10 protein-coding genes are annotated in these 11,759 nt (G+C 67.6%); 4 read left to right on the top strand and 6 right to left on the bottom strand.

Going from position 1 to position 11,759, the window contains the following annotated elements; all coding sequences use genetic code 11:
* Window position 1: 1 nt before the first annotated feature.
* From Q4F91_RS04960 to Q4F91_RS04970, 3 genes are all read right to left on the bottom strand, one after another.
* Window positions 2-1,549: a sodium:alanine symporter family protein gene (locus Q4F91_RS04960; protein WP_303335143.1), complete on the bottom strand. Its 1,548-nt coding sequence runs from the start codon at window positions 1,547-1,549 to the stop codon at window positions 2-4.
* A 540-nt stretch (window positions 1,550-2,089) separates the two neighbouring features.
* Window positions 2,090-2,623 (bottom strand): putative toxin-antitoxin system toxin component, PIN family, encoded by a 534-nt coding sequence (locus tag Q4F91_RS04965; protein ID WP_303335145.1) that lies wholly within the window; start codon window positions 2,621-2,623, stop codon window positions 2,090-2,092.
* An 83-nt stretch (window positions 2,624-2,706) separates the two neighbouring features.
* Window positions 2,707-3,693 carry a malate dehydrogenase gene (locus Q4F91_RS04970; protein WP_303335147.1) on the bottom strand — a complete coding sequence of 329 codons (987 nt, stop codon included), beginning with the start codon at window positions 3,691-3,693 and terminating at the stop codon, window positions 2,707-2,709.
* Between the two features lie 399 nt (window positions 3,694-4,092).
* Here Q4F91_RS04970 and Q4F91_RS04975 point away from each other — a divergent pair, with 399 nt between their 5' ends.
* The 4 genes from Q4F91_RS04975 (at window position 4,093) to Q4F91_RS04990 (ending at window position 8,818) form a co-directional block, all read left to right on the top strand.
* The gene (locus Q4F91_RS04975) at window positions 4,093-4,749 is read left to right on the top strand and encodes a nitroreductase family protein (RefSeq protein WP_303335149.1); all 657 of its coding nucleotides are present in this window, start codon (window positions 4,093-4,095) and stop codon (window positions 4,747-4,749) included.
* 29 nt (window positions 4,750-4,778) lie between these two features.
* A complete protein-coding gene (locus Q4F91_RS04980; protein WP_303335150.1) occupies window positions 4,779-5,435 on the top strand; it encodes a nitroreductase family protein in 657 nt (218 codons plus the stop codon).
* Between the two features lie 197 nt (window positions 5,436-5,632).
* Window positions 5,633-6,619, top strand: coding sequence for a hypothetical protein (locus Q4F91_RS04985; protein ID WP_303335152.1), 987 nt, complete (start codon window positions 5,633-5,635; stop codon window positions 6,617-6,619).
* Between the two features lie 36 nt (window positions 6,620-6,655).
* Complete coding sequence (locus Q4F91_RS04990; protein WP_303335155.1) at window positions 6,656-8,818, top strand: ATP-dependent DNA helicase; 2,163 nt, start codon at window positions 6,656-6,658, stop codon at window positions 8,816-8,818.
* Window positions 8,819-8,828: 10 nt separating this feature from the next.
* Here the strand turns inward: Q4F91_RS04990 and rlmD are convergent, their stop codons facing one another.
* From rlmD to Q4F91_RS05005, 3 genes are all read right to left on the bottom strand, one after another.
* Window positions 8,829-10,274: a 23S rRNA (uracil(1939)-C(5))-methyltransferase RlmD gene (rlmD, locus tag Q4F91_RS04995; RefSeq protein WP_303335157.1), complete on the bottom strand. Its 1,446-nt coding sequence runs from the start codon at window positions 10,272-10,274 to the stop codon at window positions 8,829-8,831.
* 55 nt (window positions 10,275-10,329) lie between these two features.
* The gene (locus tag Q4F91_RS05000; protein WP_303335159.1) at window positions 10,330-10,704 is read right to left on the bottom strand and encodes a hypothetical protein; all 375 of its coding nucleotides are present in this window, start codon (window positions 10,702-10,704) and stop codon (window positions 10,330-10,332) included.
* A 10-nt stretch (window positions 10,705-10,714) separates the two neighbouring features.
* A partial coding sequence (locus Q4F91_RS05005) for a sodium-dependent transporter (RefSeq protein WP_303335161.1) occupies window positions 10,715-11,759 on the bottom strand: 1,045 nt, incomplete at its 5' end.

Here is an 11,759-nt window from a genome sequence, read left to right on the forward strand (position 1 = left end):
ATCAGAAGCGGTCGAGACCTTCTTCCTTCAGGCGGTCGGCGTTCTCCTCGATCTTGCGGCTGCGGCGGCGCAGGCGGAAGGAGCGGCGGCGGCGCGGCTCGCCGTTCTCTTCCTCGGCGTCGGCGACGTCGCCCGGGGTGACGTAGTCGAAGGGCTCGCCGCCCGTGGCGGAGCGGGCGCCGTAGTCAGGCGTCTCGCCCAAGAGGAACTTGCCCTCGTAGTCCTTGAGGACCTTGGTGACGAGGCCCGAGAGCGCGAGGAGCGCGATCACGTTCGGGATCACCATGATGCCGTTGAAGAAGTCGGCGAGTTCCCAGACGAGGCTCACGTGCAGGAAGCTGCCGAGCATCAGGAAGCAGAGCACGAGCACGCGGTAGCTCTGCACCCAGCGCAGGCCGAAGAGGTACTTGACGTTCTGTTCGCCGAAGAAGTACCAGCCGACGATGGTGGTGAAGGCGAAGAAGAAGAGGCAGAGCGCGACGAAGGCCGGGCCGATGGCGCCGAGGCCGTCCGTGAAGGCCTTCTGCGTGAGGGTGATGCCGGTGGTCGAGCCGTCGACCGCGCCCGTGCAGAGGATCACGAAGGCGGTCATGTTGAGCACGATGAACGTGTCGACGAAGAGGCCGAAGTAGGCGACGAGGCCCTGCTGGCAGGGGTGCTCGACGCGGGCGAGCGCGTGGGCGTGCGGCGTGGAGCCCATGCCCGCCTCGTTCGAGAAGAGGCCGCGGGCGACGCCGTAGCGGATGGCTTCCTTGATGCTCGCGCCGATGATGCCGCCGGTGGCGGCCGCCGGGTCAAAGGCACCGACGAAGATCGACTTGAAGGCCGGGATGATCATGTCGTAGTTCGCGAAGATGATCGTGAGCGAACCGACGATGTAGATGAGGGCCATGATCGGGACCATCTTCTCGGCGAAGCTCGCGATGCGGCGCACGCCGCCGATGAAGATGAAGCCGGCGATGGCGAAGACGAAGATGCCCGTGACCCACTGCGGAATGTCGAAGGCCGAGTGGAAGCTGTCGGCGATCGAGTTGGCCTGCACCATGTTGCCGATGAAGCCGAGCGCGATGATGATCGCGAGCGCGAAGAACGCGGCGAGCGGCTTGTTGTTGAGGCCCTTGCTGATGTAGAAGGCCGGGCCGCCCATGATCTGGCCGTGGGCGTCACGCGCACGGAAGACCTGCGCGAGCACCGCCTCGGAGAAGATCGTGGCCATGCCGAAGAAGGCGGCGAGCCACATCCAGAAGATGGCGCCCGGGCCGCCCATCGCGATCGCGGTGGCGACGCCGGCGAGGTTGCCCGTGCCGACCTGAGCGGAGATGGCGGTCGCGAGCGACTGGAAGGACGACATGCCGTCCTTGCCGGCGTGCGAGCCGAAGAGCGTGAAGCCGCCGAACACCTGACGGAAGGCGTCAGGGAAGCGGCGGATCTGGATGAAGCGGAGGCGGAAGGTGAGATAGATGCCGGTGCCGACGAGGAGCGGTATCAGGCAGTACATGCCCCAGAGGAGGCTGTTTACGCTCGAGACAATCTCGGTTGCGGTGTCCATGGGAAGATTCCTGAAAGTTTTCGCGGGCTCCGCCCTTCAGGAAAAAAGGGTTGAGTCGTCCGAAGGCGGCGGCTCGGGTGAGGGCGGGCTTGCTTTTTGTTAAAAGAGAAAAATGTTCCGCGGGTCTTCTTGTCGTTCTCCGGCGGTGCGTAAAATGCACCGCCACTGTGCGAAACAGGAACGTATTCTAGGGGATGCCCTCTGCATCGGCCCCGTCCGTCCCTACCATGGACATGGGACGATAAAGTGCCTAGTCTATTGTTTCTACTAGAAATTGCTTAGGCCGGAGAAGTCCGCCGGCGGCGCTTGTGCGACGGATTGTGACGGGTCCGGGGAGCCTGCGGTTTTCCGTGCCCGCGACCGGTCACGCACGCCGGCAGGACGCACTAAGATGGCGCCTTTCGATCAATACACGAGGAATCCGACAGACATGGCTCCCCGCATCATCCGCATTCTCTTCTGGCTCGCGCTCATCGCCTGCGGCTTCTGGATCGTCAACGCCGTCGTGAGCATGATCTGGTTCGCGCTGCGCTGAACCTTTCACTCTTTCCTCGTCTCCGCGAGGGTCCGTTCGAACTCGTCGGTCGTGATCGTCACGACGCCCATGGGGCGCAGGCGCTTCGCGGCTTTCCTGAGGAGCCGGTCGCGCGTGACGAGAAGTCGCGCTCCCGCGGCCGCGGCGAGCGTGAGGAACTTCTGGTCCTCCGGGTCGCGGCAGCGGACGGAGAGACCGCTCGCCGCGGCCTCAAGCGCCTCGCGGGAGACGAGCCGCGCAAGGGCTGCAAAGGTCCCGAGAATCGCGATCACCTCGTCGTTTCCGAGCCCGAACGCGGGCCGCGAGAGCACGCCCGCGAGCTCGAGCATCGTCTCCTCGCTCACGACGGGGCGCACCCGTCCCGCCTCAATCGCTTCGCGCAACGCTCCTGCCGCGGGATCGCGCCAGTGGAAGCACTCCATCACGATGTGCGTGTCGAGCACGACGCTCAGCGCCTCCGCGTGCCCGGCATCGGAACTCTCCCGGGCGAGCCGGTCGGTCATGGCGCGCACGGCGCTGTGAATCTCAGCGGGGAACATGAGGCAAAAACGGAAACAGAAGAAAAGAAAACGGGCCGCAGTGAACCTGCGGCCCGCATTTTCTCAGAAGTCAGGCTTCGCTATCAGGCGAGGAGCTTCTCGACGAACTCCTGCTCAGCCTGGAGTTCCTCGACGGACTTCTGGATCTTCGCCTTGACGAAATCGGAGAGCTCGAGACCCTGGACGATCTCGTAGTCGCCGTTCTTCGTGATGCAGGGGAAGCCGAAGATCATGCCCTCGGGAACGCCGTAGGAGCCGTCGGACGGGACGCCCATCGTGACGATCTTGCCGTCGCTGCCGAGCTCCCAGTCATGGATGTGATCGATGGCGGCGGAGGCGGCGGAGGCGGCCGAGCTCGCGCCGCGCGCTTCGATGATCGCCGAGCCGCGCTTGGCGACGATCGGGATCAGCGTGTTCTCGTACCACTCGCGCTCGATGTTGTCGAGGGCCGGGAGACCGGCGACGATCGCGTGCTCGAGATCCGGAACCATCGTCGGGGAGTGGTTGCCCCAGACGAAGGCGTTCATCACGTCGGTGACGGCGCGGCCGCGCTTCTCGGCGATCTGGGACATCAGGCGGTTCTGGTCGAGGCGGAGCATCGAGGAGAAGCAGCGGGGCGACAGATCCGGAGCGCTCTTCATGGCGATCCAGGCGTTCGTGTTGCAGGGGTTGCCGACGACGAGCACCTTCACGTCACGGCTCGCGTACTCGTTGAGCGCACGGCCCTGCTCGACGAAGATCGCGGCGTTCGAGCTCAGAAGATCGGCGCGCTCCATGCCCTTCGTGCGGGGGCGGGCGCCCACGAGGAGGGCGACCTCGGCGTCACGGAAGGCGATCTTCGGATCCGACGAGCTCACCACGTCGGCGAGCAGCGGGAAGGCGCAGTCGTTGAGCTCCATGATCACGCCCTTGCTCGCCTGCATGCTCTTCGGGTTGTCACGCTCGAGCATCTGCAGAATGACGGGCTGGTCAGGTCCGAACATGCTGCCGGAGGCGATGCGGAAGAGGAGCGAGTAGCCGATGTTGCCGGCGGCGCCGGTGACGGAAACGCGGATAGGTGTCTTCTTCATTTTCCTTTTCTTCTTACAAATGGCTTGTTGGGGGCTGGTCCTGCAGGGCCGCATGCCTTTGCGAGCGCGCGGCTTTTTGTACTGGGGCGAATTTTATCAAACGCCTTCAGCGCGGGAGCGGCGCGGAATCCTCACAGGAGCGCTGATAGTGCGGGGCAATTTTCCCCCATAGGTCCGGGCCTCTGAAAACTTTCCCGCTGATAGTCGTTCTGTCATGGGCGGGAAGATTTCTCGCCGCCGGAGGGCCGGATCCACGGTTCGGGCTAATACCGGAGGTTGAAGACGTGGCCCGCCGCGTTTGCTATTGTTTTGTGCGGAACAACGGACGCGTCCCTTCCGGCCGGGTTTCCCGGACGGTGGCCGGTCGTGTCGCACAAGCACAGTTGGAGTTGAAATCCCATGGAAAACAATATCTTCCTTCGCATCGCCCAGGAGCGCTACACGACGAAGCACTACAACGGCGGCCAGGCGATCCCCCGCGAGCAGTTCGACTCGCTCCTCGAGATCCTGCGCCTCGCGCCCACGTCGGTGAACTGCCAGGCCTGGCACTTCGTCACGGCGAGCACCCGCGAGGCCCGCGAGAAGCTTCTCCCGGCCTTCCCGGACTTCAACCGCGAGCGCGTCTCCGAGGCGAGCGACGTGATCGTCTTCTGCGTGCCGAAGAAGCTCGACGACGCGCACTTCGAGCGCGTGCTCGCGCAGGAGGTCGCCGACGGGCGCCTGCCCAACGCCGAGCTTCAGGCCCAGCAGGACGCCGGCCGCCGTCACTTCGCCGGCCTGCACATGGGAAGCGAGGCCGAGCTCGTCGCCTGGGAGGCCCGCCAGGCCTACATCGGCATGGGCATCGTGCTCTACGCCGCCGCCGGCATGGGCATCGACTCGACCTGCCTCGAGGGCGTCGACTTCGAGAAGCTCGACGAGATCCTCGGCCTCGCCGAGCGCGGCCTCACCTCGGTCGTGGCGCTTTCGCTCGGCTACCGCAACCCGCGCGACGGCAACGCCACGCGCCCGAAGTCGCGCCTCCCGAAGGAAGAGCTCTTCACCGAGTTCAAGTGATCTGATGTGACCGTAGGAAGGAGCCGCAAATGAACGGGATGCTCGACATCGCCCGCCGCCGCTACACGGCGAAGCACTATGACGCCTCGAAGCCCCTCACGGACGAGGAGTTCGACGCGCTTCTCGAGATCCTGCGGCTCGCGCCTTCCTCGGTCAACATCCAGCCGTGGCACTTCTACGTGATCCGCTCGCCCGAGGCGCGCGCGAAGCTCCTCCCTGCGATCAAGGACTTCAACATCGAGCGCGTGGAGCACTGCGACGCCATCGTGCTCTTCACGATCGAACGGGACCTCGTCCCCCGCGCCGCGCGCGTGACGGACCAGGAGATGAAGGACGGGCGGTTCGACGCCGCCGCGATCGCCTCGGGCTTTGACAAGACCGTGCTCAGGGTCCGCGAGGCGGGCGTCTCCGCCTACTGCTCCGGGCCCGACCGGGGCGAGATCTGGGCGCGCGAGCAGGCGAGCATTGCGCTCGGGTTCCTGCTCTTCGCCGCGGCCGGCATGGGTGTCGACGCGACCTCGCTCGGCGGCATCGAGTTCGAGCGTGCCGACGAGATCTTCGGCTTCCCCGCCCTGGGCAGGAAGTGCGTGATCGGCTGCGCGCTCGGGCACCACTCGGCGGATGATGCGAACGCCGCGCGCCCGAAGTCGCGCTTCCCGCGCGACGAGGTGATCACGGTGCTCTGATCGTCCGGGTCAGGAATCAGCGACACGAGGCGCGGCGCGGAGGTTCTCTCCGGCCGCGCCTTTTGCTTCATGCGGCTTCAGGCGCCGCGGAAGATTTGCTTGCATTCGCAGGGTGCGGCGAGGAATGTCCCGGCGCGGGCCGTGCCCTAAAATTCCTCTTCACAGCAACTGAATCTTCTAGACGCCCTGTTCCTCCCATGATCCACGTCCGCACCACCGCCGCGCTCCTCCTCTCGATTCTCCTCGCCTCTGCCGCGGCCGGGGCGGCCGAGCCGCCGCAGACGGCCGAGCAGAAGGCCGAGGTCGCGGAACACTATCTGAGGGACACGTCCTTCTACGAGCGCTGGAGTCAGAAGGACGCGATCAAGGATCCCGACCTCGCCGAGCGCGTGAAGAAGGATGCGAGCCGCGAGCTCGACCGCATCGACCGGGCGATGGAGGATGTTCAGGCGGTGTGCAACAGCCGCTTCCTCGTCAACAAGTGCATCGATGACGCGAGGAAGCTCTCCTTCGAGCGCAAGCGCGAGGCAAGGCGCGTGATGGTGCTCGCCGACGAGGTGATCCGCATGGAGCGCGTGCGGCGCAGCGAGGCGCGCCGCGCCGAGCAGGCCGCGAAGCCGCGGCAGGCTCCCATGCAGGTGAAGCCGAAGGAAGTGAAGACCGACCGCCCCGAGCCCGTGAAGATCACCCCCAAGAAGGTGGGCGAGAAGCGCGAGCCCTCGAGAATCGCCCCGAAGGAGGTCCGCGAGCCTTCGAAGCCCACGACGCTCAGGTCCGCCGAGGTGAAGGAGCCTTCGAAGCCCATGGACCTGAAGCCGGCCGAAGTGAAGGAACCCTCCAAGCCCTCGGGGCTGAAGCCCGCGGAAGTGCGCGAGCCCTCGAAGCCCTCCGGCATGGGAGCGGCCGAGGTGCGCCCCGAGAGCCTGCCCTCCGGCATGAAGGGCGCGCCGGCCGAGGCCTCGCGCGAGGAGCTTGAAAAGGCCAACGAGGCGTACTTCGCCGAGAAGCAGGCCGAGGCCGCGAGGCGCCTCGAGGAGGCGGAGAAACTCGCCGCCGAGCGCCGCGCCGAGCGCGAGAGGAAGCAGCAGCGCTTCGAGAAGAGCCTCGAGGAGCGCTCGGAGGCGCAGAAGCGTTACGAGCAGCAGCAGAAGGAGAAGCAGAGCGGCCTCGCGAAGTACTTCTGACCGACTGCGGAAGACTTCTAAGGGAGGATCCTCAAGATGCAGCGCCGCTGGCTCGATCTCTTTGACGACGCGGTCCCGCTCCGGGACCGTGTAGCCCGTGCCTTTTCCGAGGACGGTCCCCTTTCGGGGGTGACCGCGAGCTTCCGTCCGCGCGCGGGCCAGACCGAGTTCGCGCTCGCCGTGGCCGGCGCGATCGAGGGAAAGGAGACGCTTCTCGCCGAGGCCGGCACCGGCACGGGCAAGAGCTTCGCGTACCTGCTCCCGGCGCTGCTCTCGAACTCGACCGTGGTGATCTCCACCGCGGGAAAGCCCCTGCAGGACCAGCTCTTTCAGAAGGACCTGCCGGCGCTCCAGGCCGCGCTCGGCATCACGATTCCGGTCGCGGTCCTCAAGGGCCGCGCCAACTACGTCTGCCCCTATCACCTCGAGCGCCTCGAGGAGGAGGGGTACCTGCCCGAGCGCGACAGCTTCCACAAGCTGCGCCAGATCCGGCGCTTCTGCGACATCTCGCCCACGGGCGACCGCTCCGAGCTCCCTGACGTGCCCGAGGACGATCCGCTCTGGCCGCTCGTGACGAGCACGCGCGAGAACTGCCTCGGCAAGGACAAGTGCCCGCACTGGGGGAACTGCTTCGTGCGCGCCGCGCGCGAGAAGGCGATGGCGAGCCGCGTCGTCATCGTCAACCACCACCTCTACCTCTCGTCGCTCGAACTCAAGAACGCCTCGGGCGGACAGATCGACGGCATGCTGCCGCAGGCCGACCTCACGGTCTTCGACGAGGCGCACCAGCTTCCCGGCATTGCCTCGGACTTCTTCGGGAGCTGCTTCACGACGTGGCAGCTCGAGAAAATCGCCGAGGAGGCCCGCGCGCTCGGTCTCAACCACGCCCGCGACGGCGCCGACTGGTCGCTCCTCATGGACCGCGCCTCGAAGGCCGCCAAGGACCTGCGCATCGCCGTGATGGATCTCGGCCTCAAGGAGGGCGACCGCCGGGCCGTGAAGTCAATCGAGGGGTTCGCAGAAAAGCTCACGGAGCCCTTCGCGGAGCTTCTCAAGGCGTTCGGCGCGATCGTCAAGGCCCTCGAAGCGAACGCCGGGCGCAACGACGAGCTCGACGTCCTCGGCGCCTGGGCGCAGGAGGTCGACGCCGAGCTTGGGCTGTGGGAGGACATCATCAAGGGGCTCGCCGCCCGGGATGCCCGTGCGGCCGGGAACAAAACGGACGAAGCCGAGGCCGTCGCGGATGCCGCGCCGGATGGCGTTGCGGCTGACGATGCCCCCGGGGGAGAGAAGAAGGGGCGCGCCGCCACCGTCGAGTGGATCGCCGTCACGGCGACCACCGTTCGCTTTCACATCACGCCGCTCTCCTTCGCGGACGAATTCAGGACGCTGCGCGAGTCCGAGGGCGGCGCGTGGGTCTTCACGTCGGCGACGCTCTCCGCGGCCGGCGACTTCCGGCACTTCGCCGCGTCCGTGGGAATCGACGAACCCATGGGCCTCACCTGGGAGAGCCCCTTCAACTACTGGGAGCAGTCGTGCTTCTATCTGCCGAGGCTCCCGGCGCCCGTCAACACGATCGAGCACTCGAAGCGCGTCGCCGACGCGGCGTGGCCCCTGGTCGAGGCGGCGGGCGGGCGGACGTTCTTTCTCTGCACGTCGCTCGCCGCCGTGCAGCGCATCGCCGCCGAGCTCGAGGTGAAGCTCGACGAAATCGGCAACCGCTGGCCCTTGCTCGTGCAGGGACAGATGCCGAAGGCGGCGCTCATCGACGAATTCCGCCACCACGGCAACGCCATTCTCGTGGGCTCGATGAGCTTCTGGGAGGGCGTGGACGTGCGCGGCGAGGCGCTCTCGCTCGTCGTCATCGACAAGATTCCCTTTGCGCCGCCCGACGACCCGGTCTTCGCCGCGCGCTCGGACGAGATCCGGAGCCGCGGCGGCAGCCCCTTCGGGCTGCTCTCGCTCCCCGAGGCGATCATCTCGCTCAAACAGGGCGCGGGGCGCCTCATCCGCAGCGAAACCGACCGCGGCGTGCTGATGATCTGCGACAGCCGCATCGCCGACAAGGGCTACGGCCGCACGGTGATGAAGAGCCTGCCGGACTTCTTCAAGACGAGGACGCTGGAGAAGGCCCTGCAGTTCTTCCAGGACCCGCATGCCTGGCACGACGGGCTCTACACAAAGGACTCCGCAGCCTGAGTCCCGGCGGTCACTCGCGCTCGAAGACGCCGACCGCCTCGAGGTGCATCGCCCCGGGGAACATGTCGACCGGCGTGACGGAGACGAGCCGCATTCCTCCGGCCGCGAGCACCGCGGCGTCACGGGCGAAGCTCTTCGGATTGCAGGAGACGTAGGCGAGGCGCCGCGCGCCCGAGGTGCTCATGAGCCGGGCCAGTGCCTCCGCCGCGCCGCCCGTGAGCCCCTGGTACGCGGGGTCCGCGATGACGAGGTCGGGCACGAATCCGTCCGGGAGCTCCCCGGAGAGCGCCTGCTCCACGGGAGCGGCGATGAAGCGCGCGTCGGGGAAGCCGTTCTCACGGGCGTTCTCATCGGCGCAGCGGATCGAGTGTTCGACGCGCTCGATGCCGAGCACCCCGGCGCCGCGCGCCGCGGCGAGGAGCGTCAGCGTCCCGACGCCGCAGTAGAGGTCGAGCACCCGGTCGCCCGGATGAATGTCGAGGGCGTCGAGCGCCGTGCGGTAGAGCACCGGCGTCTGCGGGGTGTTGACCTGCAGGAAGGTCTCGGCACCCAAGCGGAACGCGAGCCCTTCGAGCGTGCAGGCGATGCGCTCCGCGCCCGCGATCACGCGGGTCGCGCCGGGCGCGAAGGAGAGCACGGCGCTCCCCGGCGCCTCGTGCAGATTGACGAGGAGCGCATGAAGGCCCGCCCCGGCAAGCGCCCCGCGGATGCGTTCAAAGAGTTTTTCCTCTTCAGCCGCCCCGGCGGGAAGGCGCCTGACGGTGAGCACCGCCATGCGCTCGGCCGTGCCCGGGGCCTCGCGGAGCGTGAGGCACCTGAGGACGCCGGAGTCCGTCGCCTCGTGCCAGGGCGCGAGTTCCGGTGTGAGGAGAAGCGGCGCGAGCGCGCGGGCGGCCTCGCCCATCCAGGCGGGCGTCTGCGGGCACGCCTCGGCCGCGACAAGCGCCTGGCTCCGCGCGCGGAAGTAGCCGAAGCGCCCTTCGCCCCCGATGATCCCGGGGTAGAGCACGGCCTTGTTGCGGAAGGCGCGGCGGCACGCCGCGGGCTGCCCGACGGCGGGGCGCAGGAGTTCCGGGTTCTCGTCGGTGAGGAGCCCCGCCGCGCGGAGCGGCCCGGCCACGATGAGCCCGGTCTTCAGTTCAAGCGCCTTCTCGTAGCTGATCCGCCCGGCGGGACAGCCGCCGCAGTCCCCTGCAAGCGGACAGGCCCCGGGGTCCGCGAAGGGCGAGGGCGCGAGCTCGGTGAACTGCTCGGCCAATCCCCTGCGGCCGCCGGGCGCGGGCGCGCGGTAATCGAGCGCGATCTCGGCGCCCGGGATCGCCCCGGGAACGAGAACCTCCAGCCCCTCGGGCGAGCGGACGAGGCCCGCGCCCGAGGCGTCGAGCCCCGTGACGACGGTGCGGTCGAGGTGAACGAGCGGGCGCTCGGGCGTCCGGCGGGGCTTGGTGCGGGGCATGGGGCGGAGAGGTGCGGTGGGGAAAAAGAGAAGGATACCGCGCCCAGCCGCCGCGTCAGCGTGAGAGGAAGAGAACCCCGAGCGAGGCGAGGGCGGCTGCGAGCGGCAGGAGCGCCAGCGCGCAGGTTCTCCGGCGCAGTGACGAGAGGAACGCGGGGCGCTCGGAGGCGGGGAACTGTCCGGCGCTCCTTTGCACGGCCGAGGCCGTCAGCAGCAGCGCCGCCGCCGCGAGGATGGAGAGAAAGAGCACGGCACGCGCGAGGTTGAGCGCGAGCGCCCCGGTGAAGGGGCGCTCCGTGTCAAGGCCCGCGGCCGCGAGGGCCGCGGCGAAGGCGAGGGCAATCACCGCGAGCCAGAGCCCGCGGTGAGCGCGCCATTCGGCGGCGAGCGTCCGGGCGAGGACTTCCCCGCCCGAGGGGCCGGCGGTCATCTGACGGGAATCAGAGGCTGCCGAGCGCGACGATCGTCACGAAGACCGGCGCGCAGAAGCCGATCAGGAAGCGGATGGTCTTGAGCAGCGCCGGCGAGAGGCTGCGGGTGCGCACGAGCTCCGTCTCGGTGGCCTTCCAGGCCACCCAGGACGCGGCGATGGCGATGCCGAAGGAGGAGAGCGGCATGCCGATGTTCGATGACACGTAGTCAAGGAGGTCGAAGATGTTCTTGCCGAAGATCTTCACGTCGCTCCAGCCGCCGAAGGACATGTTCGCGGCGAAGCCGACGAGGGCCGAGGCGATCAGCACGGCGAGAATGGCCTTCTGGCGCTTCAGACCGCACTCCTGCTCAAGGAGCGCGCAGCAGGCCTCGAGCATCGAGACCGAGGACGTGAGCGCGGCCACCACGAGGCAGGCGTAGAACGCCACCGCGAAGGCCTGCCCGAGGGGCATCTGCGCGAAGACCGCGGGCATCGTGACGAAGGTGAGGCCCGGACCCGCGCCGGGGTCGAGGTTGAAGGCGAAGACCGCCGGCATCACCATCAGGCCGCCGAGGATCGCGGACATGATCGCGAGCACCGCGACCCAGCTCACCGACGACGGCAGATCCGTCTCCGGTGAGAGGTAGGAGCCGTAGGTGATCATCGTGCCGGCGCCGAGCGAAAGCGAGAAGAAGCAGAAGCCCATCGCGTTGAAGAGCGCCGAGCCGTTGAAGTCCTCCCAGCGCGGGGTGAAGAGGAACTCGACGCCCTGCCAGCCGCCGGGAAGCGTCACGCCGCGCACGATCAGGATGAGCATCAGGATGAAGAGCGCCGGCATGAGGATCTTCGCGACCTTCTCGATGCCCGACTGGACGCCCTTCTCGACGACCCAGGCCGTGAGCGCGAGGAAGAGGAGCAGGTACCCGTACGAGTCAACGGTGTTCGAGACGAAGCCGCCGAAGTATTCGCCGAGCTTCGTCGTGTCTGTGATGAGACCGTTGCCGAGGCACGCGTCCCAGAGGTACTTCAGGCACCAGCCGCCCACGGCCGAGTAGAAGGAGAGAATGATGAAG

The sequence above is a fragment of the Sutterella sp. genome (assembly GCF_030539355.1).
Lineage (GTDB): Bacteria > Pseudomonadota > Gammaproteobacteria > Burkholderiales > Burkholderiaceae_F > Sutterella.

Bases quoted from the DNA above. Each gene is read 5' to 3' on its own strand.
- Q4F91_RS04985 (WP_303335152.1), top strand. From the start codon at position 5,633: ATGATCCACGTCCGCACCACCGCCGCGCTCCTCCTCTCGATTCTCCTC.
- Q4F91_RS04960 (WP_303335143.1), bottom strand. From the start codon at position 1,549: ATGGACACCGCAACCGAGATTGTCTCGAGCGTAAACAGCCTCCTCTGG.
- Q4F91_RS04990 (WP_303335155.1), top strand. From the start codon at position 6,656: ATGCAGCGCCGCTGGCTCGATCTCTTTGACGACGCGGTCCCGCTCCGG.
- Q4F91_RS04970 (WP_303335147.1), bottom strand. From the start codon at position 3,693: ATGAAGAAGACACCTATCCGCGTTTCCGTCACCGGCGCCGCCGGCAAC.
- Q4F91_RS04980 (WP_303335150.1), top strand. From the start codon at position 4,779: ATGAACGGGATGCTCGACATCGCCCGCCGCCGCTACACGGCGAAGCAC.
- rlmD (WP_303335157.1), bottom strand. From the start codon at position 10,274: ATGCCCCGCACCAAGCCCCGCCGGACGCCCGAGCGCCCGCTCGTTCAC.
- Q4F91_RS04965 (WP_303335145.1), bottom strand. From the start codon at position 2,623: ATGTTCCCCGCTGAGATTCACAGCGCCGTGCGCGCCATGACCGACCGG.
- Q4F91_RS05000 (WP_303335159.1), bottom strand. From the start codon at position 10,704: ATGACCGCCGGCCCCTCGGGCGGGGAAGTCCTCGCCCGGACGCTCGCC.
- Q4F91_RS04975 (WP_303335149.1), top strand. From the start codon at position 4,093: ATGGAAAACAATATCTTCCTTCGCATCGCCCAGGAGCGCTACACGACG.